This is a genomic window from Streptomyces sp. BK239, assembly GCF_004217285.1.
Lineage (GTDB): Bacteria > Actinomycetota > Actinomycetes > Streptomycetales > Streptomycetaceae > Streptomyces.
Window position 1 is genome coordinate 450,921 of sequence record NZ_SHKS01000004.1, and the last position, 17,155, is coordinate 468,075.

General features: G+C 70.0%; 16 protein-coding genes. 5 read left to right on the plus strand and 11 right to left on the minus strand.

Features of this window, described 5'->3' with window-relative positions:
• Positions 1-682 precede the first annotated feature (682 nt).
• Together EV567_RS15450 and EV567_RS28190 are read left to right on the plus strand one after the other, a co-directional pair.
• A complete protein-coding gene (locus EV567_RS15450) occupies positions 683-3,502 on the plus strand; it encodes a SpoIIE family protein phosphatase/ATP-binding protein (protein WP_130440283.1) in 2,820 nt (939 codons plus the stop codon).
• Positions 3,503-3,793: 291 nt separating this feature from the next.
• On the plus strand, positions 3,794-4,084 hold the full coding sequence (locus EV567_RS28190) for a hypothetical protein (RefSeq protein ID WP_242620821.1): 291 nt from the start codon (positions 3,794-3,796) through the stop codon (positions 4,082-4,084).
• A gap of 98 nt (positions 4,085-4,182) precedes the next feature.
• Here EV567_RS28190 and EV567_RS15460 read toward each other — a convergent pair whose 3' ends face one another.
• From EV567_RS15460 to EV567_RS15485, 6 genes are all read right to left on the minus strand, one after another.
• Positions 4,183-4,635 (minus strand): hypothetical protein, encoded by a 453-nt coding sequence (locus EV567_RS15460; protein ID WP_130440285.1) that lies wholly within the window; start codon positions 4,633-4,635, stop codon positions 4,183-4,185.
• An 80-nt stretch (positions 4,636-4,715) separates the two neighbouring features.
• Positions 4,716-5,216 carry a DUF1772 domain-containing protein gene (locus tag EV567_RS15465; protein WP_130440287.1) on the minus strand — a complete coding sequence of 167 codons (501 nt, stop codon included), beginning with the start codon at positions 5,214-5,216 and terminating at the stop codon, positions 4,716-4,718.
• Positions 5,217-5,420: 204 nt separating this feature from the next.
• Positions 5,421-6,719: an MFS transporter gene (locus EV567_RS15470; protein ID WP_130440289.1), complete on the minus strand. Its 1,299-nt coding sequence runs from the start codon at positions 6,717-6,719 to the stop codon at positions 5,421-5,423.
• Positions 6,716-7,255 (minus strand): transcriptional regulator, encoded by a 540-nt coding sequence (locus tag EV567_RS15475; protein ID WP_130440291.1) that lies wholly within the window; start codon positions 7,253-7,255, stop codon positions 6,716-6,718. The genes EV567_RS15470 and EV567_RS15475 overlap by 4 nt, the downstream gene beginning before the upstream one ends.
• 252 nt (positions 7,256-7,507) lie before the next feature.
• Positions 7,508-8,032: a cupin domain-containing protein gene (locus EV567_RS15480; protein WP_130440293.1), complete on the minus strand. Its 525-nt coding sequence runs from the start codon at positions 8,030-8,032 to the stop codon at positions 7,508-7,510.
• A 373-nt stretch (positions 8,033-8,405) separates the two neighbouring features.
• The gene (locus tag EV567_RS15485; RefSeq protein WP_130440295.1) at positions 8,406-9,059 is read right to left on the minus strand and encodes a TetR/AcrR family transcriptional regulator; all 654 of its coding nucleotides are present in this window, start codon (positions 9,057-9,059) and stop codon (positions 8,406-8,408) included.
• A gap of 349 nt (positions 9,060-9,408) precedes the next feature.
• Here EV567_RS15485 and EV567_RS15490 point away from each other — a divergent pair, with 349 nt between their 5' ends.
• Positions 9,409-9,798: a VOC family protein gene (locus tag EV567_RS15490; RefSeq protein ID WP_130440297.1), complete on the plus strand. Its 390-nt coding sequence runs from the start codon at positions 9,409-9,411 to the stop codon at positions 9,796-9,798.
• Positions 9,799-9,890: 92 nt separating this feature from the next.
• Here the strand turns inward: EV567_RS15490 and EV567_RS28620 are convergent, their stop codons facing one another.
• The 3 genes from EV567_RS28620 to EV567_RS15500 form a co-directional block, all read right to left on the minus strand.
• Entirely contained in the window at positions 9,891-10,049 is a 159-nt protein-coding gene (locus EV567_RS28620; RefSeq protein ID WP_242620822.1) for a DUF6207 family protein, read from the minus strand.
• 91 nt (positions 10,050-10,140) lie between these two features.
• Positions 10,141-11,259 (minus strand): acyl-CoA desaturase, encoded by a 1,119-nt coding sequence (locus tag EV567_RS15495; protein WP_130440299.1) that lies wholly within the window; start codon positions 11,257-11,259, stop codon positions 10,141-10,143.
• 7 nt (positions 11,260-11,266) lie between these two features.
• Entirely contained in the window at positions 11,267-12,322 is a 1,056-nt protein-coding gene (locus tag EV567_RS15500) for a ferredoxin reductase (protein WP_130440301.1), read from the minus strand.
• 87 nt (positions 12,323-12,409) lie between these two features.
• Here EV567_RS15500 and EV567_RS15505 point away from each other — a divergent pair, with 87 nt between their 5' ends.
• A complete protein-coding gene (locus EV567_RS15505; RefSeq protein ID WP_130440303.1) occupies positions 12,410-13,549 on the plus strand; it encodes a CdaR family transcriptional regulator in 1,140 nt (379 codons plus the stop codon).
• Between the two features lie 496 nt (positions 13,550-14,045).
• Here EV567_RS15505 and EV567_RS15510 read toward each other — a convergent pair whose 3' ends face one another.
• Positions 14,046-14,984 carry an ADP-ribosylglycohydrolase family protein gene (locus EV567_RS15510; protein ID WP_130440305.1) on the minus strand — a complete coding sequence of 313 codons (939 nt, stop codon included), beginning with the start codon at positions 14,982-14,984 and terminating at the stop codon, positions 14,046-14,048.
• A gap of 350 nt (positions 14,985-15,334) precedes the next feature.
• On the opposite strand from EV567_RS15510, the gene EV567_RS15515 reads away from it, so the two are divergent.
• Positions 15,335-16,060 carry a bifunctional 2-polyprenyl-6-hydroxyphenol methylase/3-demethylubiquinol 3-O-methyltransferase UbiG gene (locus tag EV567_RS15515; protein WP_130440307.1) on the plus strand — a complete coding sequence of 242 codons (726 nt, stop codon included), beginning with the start codon at positions 15,335-15,337 and terminating at the stop codon, positions 16,058-16,060.
• Positions 16,061-16,071: 11 nt separating this feature from the next.
• Here EV567_RS15515 and EV567_RS15520 read toward each other — a convergent pair whose 3' ends face one another.
• A complete protein-coding gene (locus EV567_RS15520; protein WP_130440309.1) occupies positions 16,072-17,022 on the minus strand; it encodes a helix-turn-helix transcriptional regulator in 951 nt (316 codons plus the stop codon).
• Positions 17,023-17,155 lie beyond the last annotated feature (133 nt).

The following is a 17,155-nucleotide window of genomic DNA, read 5'->3' on the forward strand; positions in this document are numbered from 1 at the left end:
AGTCGGCGCCGAGGTCGTCGAAGAAGTGACTGTCGACGGACACGTGGTCGGTGCCCACGATGTCGGCCAGCACCCCCGCGAAGCGTTGCTCGCATTCGGCGAGACCGGCCAGGGAGTCCCCCGGATCAGTGGTCAGGACGTCGTAAGAGTTCCCCATCAGTTGGGTCCCTTGCCAAATCAGAGCAGTCGACGCAGCGCGCTGAACCACATGAACGAGGTCCACGCACTTTCATGGACTGCCGTGGGAGCTGAGGTCGGAACACAGCTAAATGATCGCCCACCTTGACCGTGGCGTTTGGGCTGTCGGCTGATCCGGCCGACTGGATCGACAACATTCCTTCGCGGCAACACTTCCCTCGACCGCAGCGTCAGGGGCCGGCCGACGGAAGTGCCTTTCCCATCAACAACCGCCGCTGTGAACAGCTGTCAACAGGGGCCGCCAGAACAGAAAACCATGGTCTTTTCCAGGGTACGACTGTGCGCGGTACGCGCAATGGGGCGAGCTGACGCCCGCCGAGGAGGAGAGGCGGGAGCGGGTGCGGCTGGGGACGGGGTTTCCGCCCTGGCCCATGAGCTCAATGCCGTGCGCCGACTTTCACCGCCTGTTCTCCCGGCACCGTAGCGACGGGCGTGCCTACGCGCGCATACGCTGGTGATGTCTCGCCGAACCGGAGCGGACGCCATGAACGCAATCGCGAAGGCACCTTCCTGGCTGCATCGGAAGCCGTCGCGCCATCCGTCTGCCGGGCAGCCACGTGATCGTCGCGAGTCCCTGCTGAACCCGCGCAGCGTCGCCGGGCGGGTGTTCCTCATCGAGATCCTGATCGTCGTGCTGCTGGTCGCGGCCGGGGTGATCTCTGTTGTGCTTCAGGCTGCCCGTGACGCGCTGCAGCACGGGCGTCGGGAATCGGTCGTCGCAGCCCAGGCGTTCGCGGAGGCCCCAGGCGTCGTAGAGGCGTTGCGCAGCCCGAACCCGACGGTGGTGCTGCAGCCGCGTGCGGAAGCGGCTCGTAAGAGGGCGGGTGTGGACTTCATCGTCGTCATGGACACCAACGGGATTCGCTATACGTACCCGTACCCGGAAGAGATCGGGAAGAAGTTCGTCGGCACCATTCAACCGTCGTTGGAAGGCCGCACCACCATCGAGGAGGCGGGCGGGCCGCCCCTGCCGGCGGGTCGGGGAACGGCCGTCCAGGCAGTGGTCCCCGTGACCGGTGCCGGCGGCGAGGTCGTCGGCCTGGTGTCCGCCGGGATCACGGTCAGGAACGTGGCGAGACTGTGGATGCCGCAGCTGCCGATCACCTTGGGTGCCGGCGCGGCCGCTCTGGCCCTGGCTGCCGGCGGGACGGTTCTGGTGTCCCGGCGGCTGCGGCGGGAAACCCATGGCCTGGGCCCGGCCGAGATCACGCGCATGTACGAGCACCACGTCGCGGTCCTGCACGCGGTGCGAGAAGGGGTGCTGATCACCGACGCCGACGGACGGTTGCTGCTGGCCAACGATGAGGGGAAGCGGCTGCTGGGTCTGCCGGTGGACGTGGAGGGACGGCATGTGCGTGAGCTGGGTCTGCCGGTGGAGATCACGCGCATGCTGGCGTCGGGGGAGTCGGTCACGGACGAGGTGTACGTGGTGGAGGGCCGGTTGCTGGCGGTGAACAAGCGGCCCACGTTCCCGCATCGGGTCCGGGGAGGCAGCGTGGTGTCGTTGCGGGACACCACGGAACTCGCGGTGGTGTCGGGGCGGGCAAAGGCAGCCCGGGGGCGCCTGGATCTGCTCTATGAGTCGGGGGTGCGGATCGGGACGAAGCTGGATGTGGTGAGTACGGCTCAGGACCTTGCTCAGGTGGCGGTACCGCGGTTCGCCGACGTCGTCACGGTCGATCTGCTGGATGCGGTGCTGGAAGGGCATGAACCGACGGCGGAGAAATGGCGACAACTGCGGCGTGCGGCAATCAGCGGCGAGCAGCAGGCTTTCCCGCTGTACCCGGTGGGCGAAAAGGTCCCGCTCTTCCCGGCGACGCCGCAGATGCGGGCGTTGGAGCGGGGCTTGGCGGTGCTGGAGGCGGACCTGCGACACGCGCGGGCGTGGCAGGAGCAGAACCCGGATCGCACGCGCGGGGCGCTGGAGCTGGGGGTGCATTCGCTGGTGACCGTGCCCCTGCAGGCGCGAGGTGTTCCGCTGGGCGTGGCGAACTTCTACCGGATGGGGGATTCGCCGGCGTTCGAGCAGGAGGACCTGTCCTTCTTGGAGGAGTTGGCAGCGCGGGCGGCGGTGGCTGTCGACAACGCGCGACGGTTCACCCGCGAGCACACGATGGCGGTGACGTTGCAGCGGAGTCTGCTGCCGCGGGGGCAGCCGGAGCAGGACGCACTGGCGGTGGCCTGGCGGTATCTGCCGGCGGAGGCAGGGGTGGGCGGGGACTGGTTCGATCTCATCGCGCTGCCGGGCGGGCGAGTGGCGCTGGTGATCGGTGACGTCGTCGGTCACGGATTGCACGCCGCGGCGACGATGGGGCGGCTGCGCACCGCCGTACAGAACCTCTCCGCGCTGGACCTCCCCGTGGACGAGGCGCTCGGGTACTTGGACGACCTGGTCGTGCGTATGGACCACGAGGAGAGCGCCGGCGAGGCCACGGAAGCGCACGAGGGGGAGGGGGTGACGGGAGCGACGTGTCTGTACGCGATCTACGACCCGATAGCAGGAGCGTGCACGGCGGCCCGTGCCGGACACCCCGACCTGGTGGTGGTGCACCCTGACGGGACCGTCACCTGTGCGGACGTGCCGGCATCTCCCCCACTCGGACTGGGCGGCCACCCCTTCGAAACCCGTGAACTGCACCTGCCCGAGGACTCACGACTGGTGCTGTACACCGACGGGCTGGTGCAGGACCGCACCCGCGACATCGACGTCGGGCTGGCCGGGCTGCGTCGGACGTTGGAGCTGGCCGGGGCGGAATGCACGCCCGAGGAGACCTGTCAGGCGGTGGTCGACGCGATGGTGCCGAGACACCCCTCCGATGACATCGCACTGCTGATCGCGCGCACCAGGGTGTTCCCGCCGCCGGGTCTGGCGGAGTGGGACGTGCAGCCGGATCCTGCGGCGGTCGCCTCGGTTCGGGCGCACTGCAGGGAGAAGTTGCGTGAGTGGAGGGAGGAGGAGATCGAGTTCAACACGGAACTGATCATCAGCGAGTTGGTCACGAACGCGATCCGGTACGGATCACCACCGATCAGGGTACGACTCCTGCACGGGCGCTCTTTGACCTGCGAGGTGTCCGACGGCAGCAGTGTCTCGCCGCGTCTTCGCCGGGCGGCCACCACGGACGAGGGTGGGCGGGGGCTGTTCCTTGTGGCCCAGCACGCTCAGCGATGGGGAACGCGGTACACATCCCGTGGCAAGGTCATCTGGGCCGAACAACCTCTCGGGGGCGGCCCGTCCACCGTCGCCAAGGTCAGCACACCGGCGGAGGTTCTGTTCGAGCAGTTCGACGATCCCACCCTCTGAGTTCAGACGTGCTGCACGCCCGTTCTGCGCCGAAGGCGCGCTCGCCCGCACCGATGGCTTCACCTCGTCGGCCAGGTCGGCCTCGGTGCCCCGGCCCCGGAGCTGCGGGTCGTCTGCCTGTCCAAGTACATCGGCGGGTACGGGACACCCATGGCTGTGACGCTCATACGCCCCGATCACGACGTGTGGAAGCCCTCGAGCACAACGGCAGGTTCCCCGCGGACCCAGCTCCCGGTTTTGACCCGTGAAGTCGCCAGGGTCCTGCCGCCGTCGACCGTGAAAGACGAGCGCTTGGAACCGGGCCTTCGGATACTCGACGAATCCGTCGCCTCCGGCCGCTGGGCGATTGCCCGCCGCCTGAGCGGGCTCGAACGGGCCAGGGCCGGAGGAAGGAAACCGGACGCCCTGGGCACGGAAGTCGCCGCACAGCGCGCGGGCCTCGTCTCCGCGCTACTCCCCGGCCTCGGGCTCACTCGCTACCTGCTGCGCCTCCCGGCGGTGACCACCCTGACACCGGACGACATCGAAAGCGGGCTGGCCCCGGCCATCCAGGCCGTGCTCGACCCCGAGCAGGGCGGGTGACACCGCGGCGCGACGATCCCGCCGACGTCCGCCCGAGCTGAAGGCGTGTTCAACCGGTGTCTCCCACCACCAGCGAGGCCTTCGGTATGCGCAGTCGGTCAGCGGTACAGAACGACAAGGGATGCGAGAAGGAGTGCGGCCGCGGCGGAGAGCCCCAGGAGCCTGTAGCGGCTCCAGGCGGCCAGCGCGAGGAGGGACGCCCACGCTCCGCCCGTGAGGGCGGCAGCCCACCAGCCGGCGTTGGTCTGCGTGGCGGCCAGGGGGATCGGAGCCAGTACGAGCGTCGGCGGGATGACCGCGAGCCGTGGCCTGATGCCCAGTCGCTTGTAGACGGCGAGCAGAGTGATCAGTGCCGTCGTGAACGTGAGGGGGATGACGGTCAAATCCCACCAGGTGAAGCAGAAGCCGTCTGTCGTCGCGCATGCCTGTTCACTGTGGTGCTTGACCCGAGCGAAGAACCGGCAGGCGCCACAGGCCAGCACCGCGCCGGTGACGGCCGCTCCGGATACGCGCGGCACGACGGGCTGGGGTTCTGCGTAGGGCGAGTTCATGCCTCCAGACTTCCGTGAACGGTGGCCCGGGGCCTGAGTACGAATGCTCACGTCCCGGGCTCAGTCACTGCCGAGCGGATTCAGTGGGAGGAGCGACCGTGCAGGACCAGGGCCCAGGCCAGGCAGCCGAAGGCGCCGGTGGAGACCACGGCGCGGACGATGTTCCAGGCGACCCAGCCGGGTTCGAACTGCTGCCGCACGGAGGCGATGTCGCGGATGCGGTCCGGCCGACCGGCGGCGGCCAGTTTGTCGTTGAGCGGTACGTTGACGGCCGCGGTGATGACGAACATCGCCAGGTACAGCACCAGGGCAGCGACGACGAACGCGAAGGCCCTCCGGTCGCCGCGCGTCCAAAGGGCGGCGGCGGCAAGGCCGATCGCCGCGATCGCCCCTGAAAAGCACGTCATGAACCATCCGTTGAGGATCGCCTTGTTGATCTGCTGCATCGCGGTGACGAACGTGCGGTCGTCACTGCGACGCAGGCCGGGCATGACGGCGTAGGAGAAGGCGGCGAAAAGACCGGCCATCAGGCCTGTGGCCACAGTGGCCGCCAGCAGTGACGGGGTGGCGAGTGCTCTCATGTCATTTCCTCGTGCAGGTGGCGGTGTTGACGCCGCAGTCGGAGTCGCGGCGTGCGGCCGGCAGGAAGCCGGTGAGGTCGAACCAGGTCCTGTCCGGCGGAGCATGTGACTTTCCGACCGGTCGCGGAGCGCGGAGGCGGGCTTGCCGCCGCCGGCGAGCCAGATGTTCAGAGCAGGCGGTCACGGCCAGGGCCTGCGCCCGCATCACAACGAGTGCGGCGCAGGTACCGGGGCGGGGTCGTTGGCTGCCGGGTGGGTCGGGCCGTCGGCCGGTGCGGCGGCACGCAGCGCTGCTTCGACCCGGCGGTTGCTGGTCATGGACGCCGTGACGGCCGTCATCGCCAGGAGGAGGGCGGCGGCTGCGTAGAGCGGGGTGCGGATGTCGTAGGCGGTGGCCAGCCAGCCGCCGAGGAAGGCCCCGATGGGGGCGGCGCACATGGCCAGCATGCGGGAGGTGGAGGCGACCCGGCCCATGAGGTGGGCCGGGACGATCGCCTGCCGTAGGGAGGGCCCGAGCACCATCGTTGACCCCATGGCGGCCCCGCAGACGGCGAGCGCCAGCCCGGCCACGTACGGGTTCGGGGCAGCGGCCAGTCCCAGGACGGCAAGCCCCTCGACGGCGGCCGTGCAGGTCAGTGCGGTGCCGGTGCCGAGTCGTCGGCCGAGGCAGGTGGCGATGCCCGCACCGAGCAGACCGCCGGTGGCCTCAGCCGCGAGAAGCAGGCCGAAGCCGTAGGTGTCGATGCCGAGGCGGTCGTGCGCGAAGAGGGCGAGGACGGTCTCCACGGCGATGAAGGCGACGTTCCCGACCGCCGGGCGGAGCGCCAGCCCGAGCAGGACCCGGTCCCGGAAGACGTACGAGGCTCCCGCCCGCGCCTGACGAAGCAGTGACTCTCGGACCTCGGGCACGGGTCGGGGCATGGCGGGAAGCGACCGTACGAGCAGTGCGGAGAGCATGAACGACACGGCGTCGGCGATCAGTGGAACCGCCCGCCCGAGTGCGAGCAGCGCACTGCCCGCAGGCGGACCCGCGAAGCCGGACATGGCGGTCTGGGCGCCGCGCAAGCGAGAGTTGGCGCGCTCCAGGAGTGCGGGGTCCCGGCCGAGCAGATCCGGCAGATAGGCCGTGGCGGCCGTATCGAAGAAGAGTCCGCCCAGGCCGAGCAGGAAGGCGACGGCCGCGAGCAGCGGGATACTCAGCGCATCGAGCGCGGCCGCTGCCGCCGGTATCGCGAGCAGCACCGCACGCACCGCGTCCGCGACCCACATCGTGCGCCGACGGTCCCAGCGGTCCACCAGCGCCCCGCCGACCACCCCGAAGAGCAGCCACGGCAGCGTCCCGGCGGCCGTGACGACGGCGAGCGCCATCGGCTCCCGCGTCAACGTCAGCGCGATCAGCGGCAGCGCGGCATGCGACACCCCGTCGCCGAGCGAGGACACGGTCTGCGCAGTCCACAGCCGTCCGAACCCGGCCGGTAACTTCCGAACGTCCGAGGTAGTCACTTGGCGGCCCCGTCGGCCTGCACGCGGGGTGCCGGGTGGAACAGCGCGAAGACGAGCGACGCGTCCGGCAGCGACGGATCGGACAGCTCCCGGTACTCGTCCGCCAGCGCCTCCAGCCGCGCCCCCAGCTGCGCGAACTGCTCCTCGGTGAGCCGCAGATGCGCCATCCGTACGTGCCGCTCGCCATCCGCCGGCGACGCCTCCAGGTCCGCCACCGCGTGCCGCATCAGCACGTCCGGCCCTCCCTCGCCCGGATCCGGCAGCACGATCGACCGTGCGGCCATCGCGTAGTACCGCTCGGTGACGCCCCGCACCTTCCGCGTCCGTACCACCTTCACCAAGCCGGCCCGCTCCAGCAGTCGCACGTGATAGCTGGAACTCCCCTTCGCAAGGCCCACCCGCTCGGCGATCTGCGTGATCGTCGCAGGCTCGAAGCGGAGCACGGCCATGATCCGGTGGCGCGTGAGATTGGAGACGGCGCGCAGCTGGTCGTCCGTGGTGACGTGAAGCGTCTCGGGGAGATCCTCGGCAGGCATGCGAGCAATGGTCAACGATTCTTGACCATTACGCAAGGGGATTACGGGAGGGGTGGCGGGGCTGACGATCAGCTCGTCCTACGAGGACGGGGAGATCCGAGTCGGGACGCCGGCCGCAGGACAACGCCGCTCAGGTGCAGGCCCGTAGGTTGCTCCGGTGATCCGGGGGCCGGGGCCGTCCGAGACGTGTCGCACGGGCAGGGGAGGGGCCTGTACGTCGGTGATCCGGGGCCACCAGTCAGGGACAGCGGCTCAGCGTTGCTCTGTTCCCGGCGGCGGATTGAGCCCGAACCGCTCGACGATGCCAGGCAGCCAGGCAGGCCGGCCGAAGGCCAGGCCGTAGTTCTTGGCGAGCTCGGCGACCGCGTCGGGCTCCGGCGGCCCGGCGGACACCAGTTCGGCCAGTTCGCGGAAGAAGTGCTCGAACCCGGCGGGAGTGATCACCTCGATCATGCGGGCCGGGACCGGTCCGGCGTTCCACATCGTGTGCAGCTCGCCGCGCGGCTTCGTGATGTACCCACCAGGGCCGAGGACGGCCTCGCGGTCGCCGGAGCGGAAGCCGATCTCGCCCTCAGTGACGATCGAGTACTCGTCTTCCCGTGTGTGCAGGTGCGGCGGCACGAGCGCCCCCACAGGAAAGGGGTGTTCCACGACGGACAGCGCGCCGTCGGTGTCGGCGCCCCAGAGTTTGAAGACCACCCCGATGGGTCCGATGTCGACCTCGGTCCCCTCCCCGGGCTGTACGACAGTAAGCGGGGGAGGTTGCGTCTTGGCCATGGCGATCACTCCTGGACGCGAACGCTTCGCGTTTCGAGTCACACCACTGCACTCGCAATGAGTGTCCAACGCCGACCGCGGAGCCGCAACAAAACAGCTCACCGGAGCCAGATCAACCTCGCTCGCATCGACCGCCCACCTCACCCGCACGCCGCGAGCACCCACCCGCACAAGCCACTTCACAGCACTTCGCCCCGCCGCCAAGAAGCGGTCGGCGGGGCGACGCAGATCAGGCAGACCCCGAATCTCCGGGCGGCTGCATCGTCGGCAACGTCCTGGACCGGGAGCCGGCGTCGCACTGGACGGGGTGCCCGACCGCCTCCAGCCACAGGCCTTGAATCGACGGCCCCTTCTTCTCCGCCGGGCGGTCGGATCAGGCGGCGGCGTAGTGGGCGAGTGAGGGCTCCAGCAGGTCGAAGGCTTTGCTCGCCTCCGCGGTGATGGTGGCTGAGATGCGGGCGTTGTCCTGGCCGGCGAGAGTGAGTTCCTGGATGCGCTGGAACAGGGTGCGGTGCACGGCGCCGAGCAGGGCGGCGGCGGCGCGGGGGGTGATGTCGTCACGGGGTGCGCCGGTGGCCTCGACAAGGGCGTCGGCCAGGGCTGCCTCACGGAGGTCGTGCAGATCGCGCAGTCGGGCGGAGAGGGTGGGGCTGTCGGCGATCATGCGGGCGAAAGCGGGGCCGGAGAACCCGGCGACCGGTTCGGCGGCGGTGCCGGCGTCGATGAAGGCGCGGCGCAGGGCGGCCAGGGCGCTCTCGCCGGCTCGACGGGTGGTCACGGTGTGTGCCAGGGAGGCGATGAAGACGTCCTGGTGGTCCAGGGCCAGGTCCTCCTTGCGGGAGAAGTAGTTGGTCACGGTCTTCTTGGCGACCCGTGCCGCGGCGGCGATCTCGGCGATGGTGGTCTGCTCGAAGCCCTGGGCGATGAACAGGCGGGTGGCGTGGTCGGAGATGAGTTGCCGCGTCTCCTGCTTCTTCGCTTCCCGCAGGCCGACAGGGGGCGCGGATGAGCTGATGTCAGTAGCCATGACGCAATCTTACGCCCGTAGCATTTTTATGTTGACACCGGCGGCACCCTCGGACTAAGTTTACGTCCGTCGTAAAGTTTCTACGGAGCAAAGAACGGAGAGCGCTCATGCCTGAGCCCCGCCCTGTCTCCCTCCCCTTTCCGGCCCTGGCCGGCGGTCCGACCCTGGTCGGCGACAGCCGGTCCCTCGCACAGCGACGTGGCAACCGGCGTCCGTTCTTCCAGGCGTCCGCCACACCCGTTCGACGGGTCCCGCCGCCGGCCCGCAATCTGCCGCGGCGCTACGGCAACTGACCTGCACCCCACCGGCCTTCGCAACCGCCCCGTCCCGAACCCTGAGGAGAAACGCCTTGCAGATCACCGCCTCCACCCTGTCGCTCACCGTCGACGACATCGAGGCCTCCCGGCAGTTCTTCACCACCCACCTGGGCTACACCGAACAGGCCGCCGCCGACGGCTTCGCCTCCCTGACGCGCTCAGACGCCGCGGTCGACATAGTCCTGCTCGCCCGCGGCACTCAGGTACTGCCCGTGGACCAGCGCGACCAGCACGCCTCCGGCCTGATCGTCGCTTTCACCACCACCGGCATCAAGGACGAGGAGGCGCGCCTGCGGGCCGCGGGCGTGGACATCACCATGCCTCTGCGCGAGGAGCCCTGGGGCGAACGCCTCTTCCAGATCACCGACCCCAACGGCGTGATCGTCCAGTTCGTCGAGTGGGCGGCCCCGGCCGCCCAGTGAAGCCCGCGCCACCACCGTCCTCCCCCATCCTGCTCAGCAGGAGGGGGAAGCAGCGCTCGGCGAGCCCCGACTGCCGGCCCGACCGCGGCAGGTCAGCGCGCTGTAACACCTCGTCGGGGCTGTGTGCTGCGCTTGTGGCGCACGTCCGGGCAGCGCAGCCGGGTACCGGACTGCCGCGGATCACGTGTCGTACGGTCCGTCGCGGTCGCCCAGCGTCCGCCACGGATCTCACCGTCCGCGACGGAGCTCACCGTCCCCTACAGATCTCACCGTCCGCTACGGATCTCACCGGACCCGGCGGTGCCGCCGGCACGGCGGAAGGATCTGAACCGGTACCGGGAATCAGGCCGCGACGAGCTCCGGCTCGCGGTCCGGTGTCCTGACGCCAGGCTTCCTGTTCGGCAGCGAGAGGCGGAAGACCTTGCGCCACGCCGAGAACACCTGCTTGGGCAGAGGCCCGGTGACGTACTCCAGCTCGTACTTCTCGAACAGCGCGCGCACCTTCACCGCGACCTCGGCGTACCGGTTGCTCGGCAGGTCCGGGAACAGGTGGTGCTCGATCTGGTGGGACAGGTTGCCGGTCATGAAGTGCATGGCCTTGCTGCCGCTGATGTTCGCCGAGCCCATCATCTGGCGCAGGTACCACTGGCCGCGCGTCTCGCCCTTGATCGACCGGCGCTCGAAGACCTGGACGCCCTCGGGGAAGTGCCCGCACATGATCACCGAGTGGGACCAGAGGTTGCGCACCAGGTTCGCGGTGAACGTGGCGGCGAGCGTGGGGAGGAACGACGGGCCCGACAGGAGCGGGTGGATCACGTAGTCCTTGAGCACCTGCTTGCGGATCTTGCGGCCCACGGCCCTGGCCCGCGCCCGGAACTCCGGGTTCTTGCGGCGGCGCTTGTTCAGGTTCTTGCCGAGCTCCAGGTCGTAGGCCGCGATGCCGTACTCGAAGAAGCAGGCGTTGATGAAGTTCCACAGCGGCTGGCCGAGGTGGAACGGGTGCCACTTCTGGTCCTCGTCGACGCGCATGATGCCGTAGCCGAGGTCGTTGTCCTTGCCGATCACGTTGGTGTACGCGTGGTGCAGCTCGTTGTGCGAGTGCTTCCACTGGTCGGCCGGCGAGACGTGATCCCATTCCCAGGTGGTGGAGTGGATCTTCGGGTCCCGCATCCAGTCCCACTGCCCGTGCAGGATGTTGTGGCCGATCTCCATGTTGTCCATGATCTTCGCCACGGACAGACCGGCGGTGCCGATCACCCACGCGGGCGGGAAGAGCGAGAACAGCAGCACGCCCCTGCTGACCAGCTCCAGCTTGCGCTGCGCCGAGATGACCTTGCGGATGTAGGCGGCGTCCTTCTCGCCGCGGCCGGCGATCACCTCGTCGCGGATCGCGTCGAGTTCGCGGCCGAGCTCCTCGATCTGCTCCGCGGTCAGGTGGGCGGTGGGGTCGATGGCGGTCAAAGTGCTCCTACCGTTCGATGTCGCACGGGCCCGCCGCGGCGGACACGCAGGTCTGGATGAGGACGCCCGGCTCGGCCTCGGTGATCTCGCCGGTGCGCAGGTCGCGGACGGCGCCCGCCTTGAGCGGGGTGATGCAGCCGAAGCAGATGCCCATGCGGCACCCGGAGGGCATGAGCACACCGGCCTCCTCGCCGACGTCCAGCAACGGCGTGGCGCCGTCCGCGTCGACGGTCTTGCCGGTGGTGCTGAACGTGACCTCGCCGCCTTCGCCGGCCACGACGATGCCGGGGCGGAAGCGTTCGGTGTGCAGGCGTTCCTGGACCCCGTGCCCGGCCCAGTGCTTTTCGGCGGCGTCGAGCAGGCCCGCGGGCCCGCAAGCCCACGTCTCGCGCTCGGCCCAGTCGGGCACGAGTTCGTCGAGACGGGCGATGTCGAGCACGCCGTCCGTGTCGGTGTGCACCTCGGTGAGCCGCAGCTTCTTGTCCGCGACCAGCTCGTGCAGCTCGTTGCGGAAGATCACGTCGTGCGGCTGCGGCGCGCAGTGGACCATGACGACGTCGTCGAACTCGGTGTCGCGCAGCATGCCCATCACAGGCGTGATGCCGCTGCCGGCCGTCAGGTAGAGCACCTTGGCGGGCTTGGCCCGCGGCAGCACGAAGTCGCCGGTCGCCTGGTCGAGCTGGATCAGCGTGCCCGGTTTCACCCTGCGCACCAGGTGGTTGCTGACCTTGCCGTCCGGGATCGCCTTCACGGTGATCGTGACGCGGCCGTCCCGGCGGTTCGTCGGCGAGGTGATGGAGTAGGCACGCCACAGGCGCACCCCGTCGACGTCGACCCCGATCCGCACGTACTGACCGGCCGTGTGGCCGCGCCAGCCCCGTCCCGGCCTGATCACCACAGTCGCGGCGTCATCCGTCTCGGGGTGCACGGCCTCGATGCGCCCACGCAGGTCGGCGCCCGCACGCAGCGGGCTGACCAGGTCGAGGTAGTCCGACGGCAGCAGCGGCGTCGTGACCATCTCCAGCAGTTTCCACGCCCTGCTGCGGAGGGCTGCACTCGTCATGACTCCAGCTTGCTGCGCCTCAGGGCGTAAAGTCCTGACCGCAGGACGTAAATCTGGCCGACTGAATTGTTCGCAGGGAACAAAAACGTGAGCCATGCAATCCAGAGAGCCAGCGAACTGGCTCTCGATGAGACGACGGTCACCGCACTGCGGGCCGAGCTGAAGACCACCGCCGACGAGGTCGTCCAAGCGATCATCGACGAGGTCCCTCCCTATGCCAACGCCCTTTCGGGCCACATGGGCGGCACCATCCGCAGAGCCGTCCGCACCGCCCTCGGGCACTACCTGGACCTCGCGAGCGGGAACGCCACCGGCGGCGACGCCGGTGACGCGGCCTACGAGCTGGGCCGCGGCGAGGTGCGCGACGGCCGTTCGATGGACGCCCTGCTCAGCGCCTACCGCGTCGGCGCCCGCGTGGCATGGCGATGCCTGGCAGCGGGCGCCGTACCCGCGGGCCTGCCCGCCGCCGAGGTCGCCAAGTTCGCCGAGCTGACGTTCGCCTACATCGACGAGCTCTCCGCCGCGAGCGCCGCGGGCCACGCCGACGAACTGGCCGCCCAGGGCAGGGACCACGAGCGCCACCTGGAACACCTGGCCCGCGACCTCCTCGCCGGCGCGAGCCCGGACGTGCTGCTGACCTCCGCGCAACGAGCCGGGTGGCAGCCTCCGGTCTCACTGACCGCGGTCCTGTTGCCCGCCGCCCAGGCCCGGCCTGCGTACCGCGCGATCGACCCGAGCACCCTCGTCCTCGACGACCTGCCGGACGCCACCGGTGTGCTGCTCGTCCCCGACGCCGACCGGCCACATCTCCTGCGACGACTGGCCGACCGCAACGCCGTGGTCGGCCCGGCCCGCCCATGGACCCGTGCCTCCGCCTCGTACGCACGAGCCGTACGCGCGCGCTCCCTCTCCTCCGACATCCGCGACACCGAGGAACACTTGCCCGAGCTGGTGCTGAGCGCCGACGTGGACGCGTTCGCGGACCTGCGCGCGAGAGCCCTCGCACCGTTGCGGACTTTGCCTGACGCGACCGCACGGCGACTGGAGGAGACGCTGCGGGCGTGGCTGCTGCACCAGGGCAGACGGGACGAGGTGGCGGCGGCGCTGTTCGTCCACCCCCAGACCGTCCGGTACAGGCTGTCGCAGCTGCGGGAACTGTTTCCGGATCTCGCATCGCCACACCGGGTCCTCGAACTGACGCTGGCGGTCGGTCTTCGGGGCGACTGACGAGTACCGCCTCGTCCGCCGACGCCTACGGACGGGGCGACCACTCAGCGTCCGAGGGTCGGCACCGTGCGTCATACGCGACCTACACGCACATCTCGGACCCCACCGTCCTGGCCGACTACCAGGCCGTCCTCCAGCCCGGCGCGGTCATCGCCGGCCCACTCGCCGACTGCGCTCCGGGCAGCCAGACCAGGACGCACTGGACTGGCTCAAGACCAACTGCTCCTGGACAACCTCGGCGAACCCGCACTGAGCTGTCTGAACAACCCCAGCCGGAATATCCCGCTCTTGCGGGAGTGCGAACAACTACCCTGCCGCTCATGGCGATAAAGGAAGGCGATGACGCTGCGGTAGAAGTTGGCGGGGCCGGCGAGGGCGAAGGGCAGCACCGCCGCCGTCGCGGTGGGCAGGGCCACGACCGCTTACCGCAGCGCGGGCCGACCGCCCGGCGGGCCGCTATCAGCGCCAGCGCCACGCGCAGCGCGGCCACGCAGGTTCAGCATCCGAGGCTGTGTGTGAGGTGGAGTAGGTCTGCCAGGTGCAGCACCCGGCCATCGGATCCTGGTAGGGGGACATGGAGTGGCTGGGTCCAGCGGGTGGGGATTGCGTTCAGGCCGTAGTACGCGCCCGCGAGGCCGCCTGTCACCGCGGCGACGGTGTCCGTGTCGCCGCCGAGGTCGATCGCCGCGCGTATCGCGTCTTCGAAGCTGGTCGTGGTGCGCAGGGCCCAGATGGCGGAGCCCAGGCAGGGCCAGACGGCTCCGTTGAACTCGGTCGCCTGGTCGGGGTGCCAGTCGGGTGCGAGGACGGTGGCGTAGCGGTCGCGGTGGTCGGGGCGGACAAGCGCCAGGATGTCGGGGAGCGCGGCGAGGGGGTCGGTGTCCTCGAAGGTGACGCGGACGAGTTCGTGGAAGATCGCGGTGGCCTCCCAGGCCGCGCGGTCGCCGTGGGTGAGAGCGGCGATGCGGCGGGCCGCGTCCATGGTGGCTTCCCGGCCGGCAGGCGCGAAGTGGACCGCGGAGGTCGACGCCCGCATCAACGCGCCGTTTCCCGCTGCTCGTCGGTTGACCTGGAAATGGATCGCGGCGGCGAGGTCCCAGGGCATGCCGTTGGTCAGGACGTCCTCGGTCTGCAGGCCGATGTCCTTGGGTTCCGACGCCGCCCACCGCTGGAAGCGGGCGAAGATGTCCGGCAGATCCAGTCCGTCCCGCTCCAGCAGCGACTCCGCGACCAGGACGGCCATCTGCGTGTCGTCGGTCGCCTCGCCGGGGTCCCAGCCGCCGCCTCCGCACATCTCGCCACCGACGCCGGGTGTGGGGAACCGCGCGGTGAACGCTCCTCGGGGACCGAACTCGAAGGGAGCGCCCAGGGCGTCCCCCACCGCTGAGCCGACGACCGCGCCGGCGGCCCGCTGAAACCGCTCCGTCCGCTGCATCCGCGCAGGCTATCCCTGCCGCGCGAGGACCTGCCTCCGGTCACCGAGGCCGGTAGGCGGTGGCCGGCACGGCGCCGCTGGTGGCGCGGGCGCCCGTCAGCCGGCAGGGATGACGGATGGAGATCGTGCCCGCGCGTGCGCTCGGACCGTCACTGTCTCAGCAAGTGAGGGACAGCGGTGGGAAGATGGTTCATGCGCTAGGCACGCCGAGGAGGGAGACGCCGTCCGGCCTCGCCCTCAGCGCCTCTCGGGTCAGAGGAAACGACAGTGCGAGGTGCCCATGAACGCCATGTCTTGAGACTGCAAGCAGGGATGAAGCCCCATCCACACCTTGGGAGTTGAGAGACCGCATGGCTGACGACTGCTTCGGGCATCCGCGGCTCGCCGCGATCTACGATTCGCTGGACCCCGACCGCGGGGACCTCGACGCCTACCTCCGGATGGCGGAGGACTTAGGGGCGCGCCGGGTCCTCGACATCGGCTGCGGCACAGGGGTGTTCGCCCTCCTCCTGGCCGACCGCGGGATCGAGGTCGTCGGCGTCGACCCCGCCCGGGCATCCGTCGACGTCGCCCGGGCCAAGCCGGGCGGTGAGCGGGTGCGCTGGATCTGCGGTGACGCGACCGACCTCCCGCCCCTGCGGGTCGACCTTGCGACGATGACGGCCAACGTCGCCCAGGCCATCGTCGATCCGCACGTCTGGCGGGGGACGCTGCGGGGAGCCCGCGAAGCGCTGCGGCCGGGCGGGCACCTGGTCTTCGAGACCCGGGATCCGGCCGGACGGGCCTGGGAGGAGTGGACCCGCGAGAACTCCTGCACGGTGACGGAGATTCCGGGCGTCGGTCCGGTCGAGAGCTGGGTCCGGCTGATCGAGGTGAGCGGGCCGTTGGTGACCTTCCGCTGGACCTACGTCTTCGCAGCGGACGGGCAGGTGCTGACGTCGGACTCGACCCTGCGCTTTCGCGAGCGCGAGGAAGTCGAGACGGATCTCATCGCTCACGGCTTCTCGGTGCAGGAGGTCCGCGATGCGCCCGACCGGCCCGGCAAGGAGTTCGTGTTCCTCGCACGACGCCCCTGATCCACGCTCACTCACCACCCTGAAGACCGCCTCGGCGCGGCCTGGGGGCGAGCGCCGCCGCCCTGGTGGGTCAGGCGGAAGGCGCCCGGGGTGACGCCGGTGTGGCGGGCGAAGAACTTGCCGAAATTGGTGGGTTCGGGGAAGCCGAGGCGGCGGGCGACGGCCGCCACGGGTTCGTCCGTGTGCGCGAGCAGCCGTTGGGCCTCCAGGGCGACGCGGCCGTCGATGACGTGTTTGACGGGCTGTCCGGTGGCCGCCGCGCAGGCACGGGTGAGTGTCTTCACGGTGTATCCGAGGCGGTGGGCGTAGTCGGCGGCGCGGCGGGTGGTGGCGTAGGAGTGTTCCAACTCGGCGCGGAAACGGGCGTACACCTCGCCGCCGGCGTGCGGGTCGCCACCGCCGTCGGGGTGGGGCAGCCGGTCGACCTGCAACAGTACGGTGGCCAGCAGGAGTTGGAGGATCTCCGCCGACACGGTCTGCCGCGGCCGGGCGTACTCCGCCCGCAACTGGTCCAGCAGCGTGGTCAGTACGGCGTACTCGGGGCGCGCGCCCAACTGCCAGTGGAAGGGGCCGTACCACTCGTTGACCAGCCGGTCGGCGCTGCTGCCGTGGGGTGGGAAGGCCGGGGTGAACAGCAGGTGCGTGCCGTTCGCGGTGCCCGGCCGGGTGAAACTCTGCACCTGGCCCGGGCGGACCCAGGTCAGCGTCCCCGGGCGGCAGGGATAGGTCACGAAGTCGACCGCGTGCTCTCCCTCGCCCTCGGTGATGAGAGTGAGGGTGTGGAAGTCGACCCGGTGCACCAGGTCGGGCCGTCTGCGCCGGCGGCGGCGCCGCTCGTGCAGGGTCGCCAGGTCGATGATCTCGAAGCCGGGGACGTGCTCCTCGGGCGGATTGAAGTCGAGCCGCAGGATCGGGCCCTCCTCCGGTGAAGCGGTCCCGTCCTCGGAGTTCGGGGGAAGCATCACGCTCTCCGCTGTTCGTATGTCCTCGATTCACCATGGCCTGTCTTCAGCGTATCTCGCCTGCCTGCGGGTTCACCGGCGAGAGTGGAGGGCGTCGAGCGGCGAAGGGCCGCCCTCCACCACAGGGAGCACC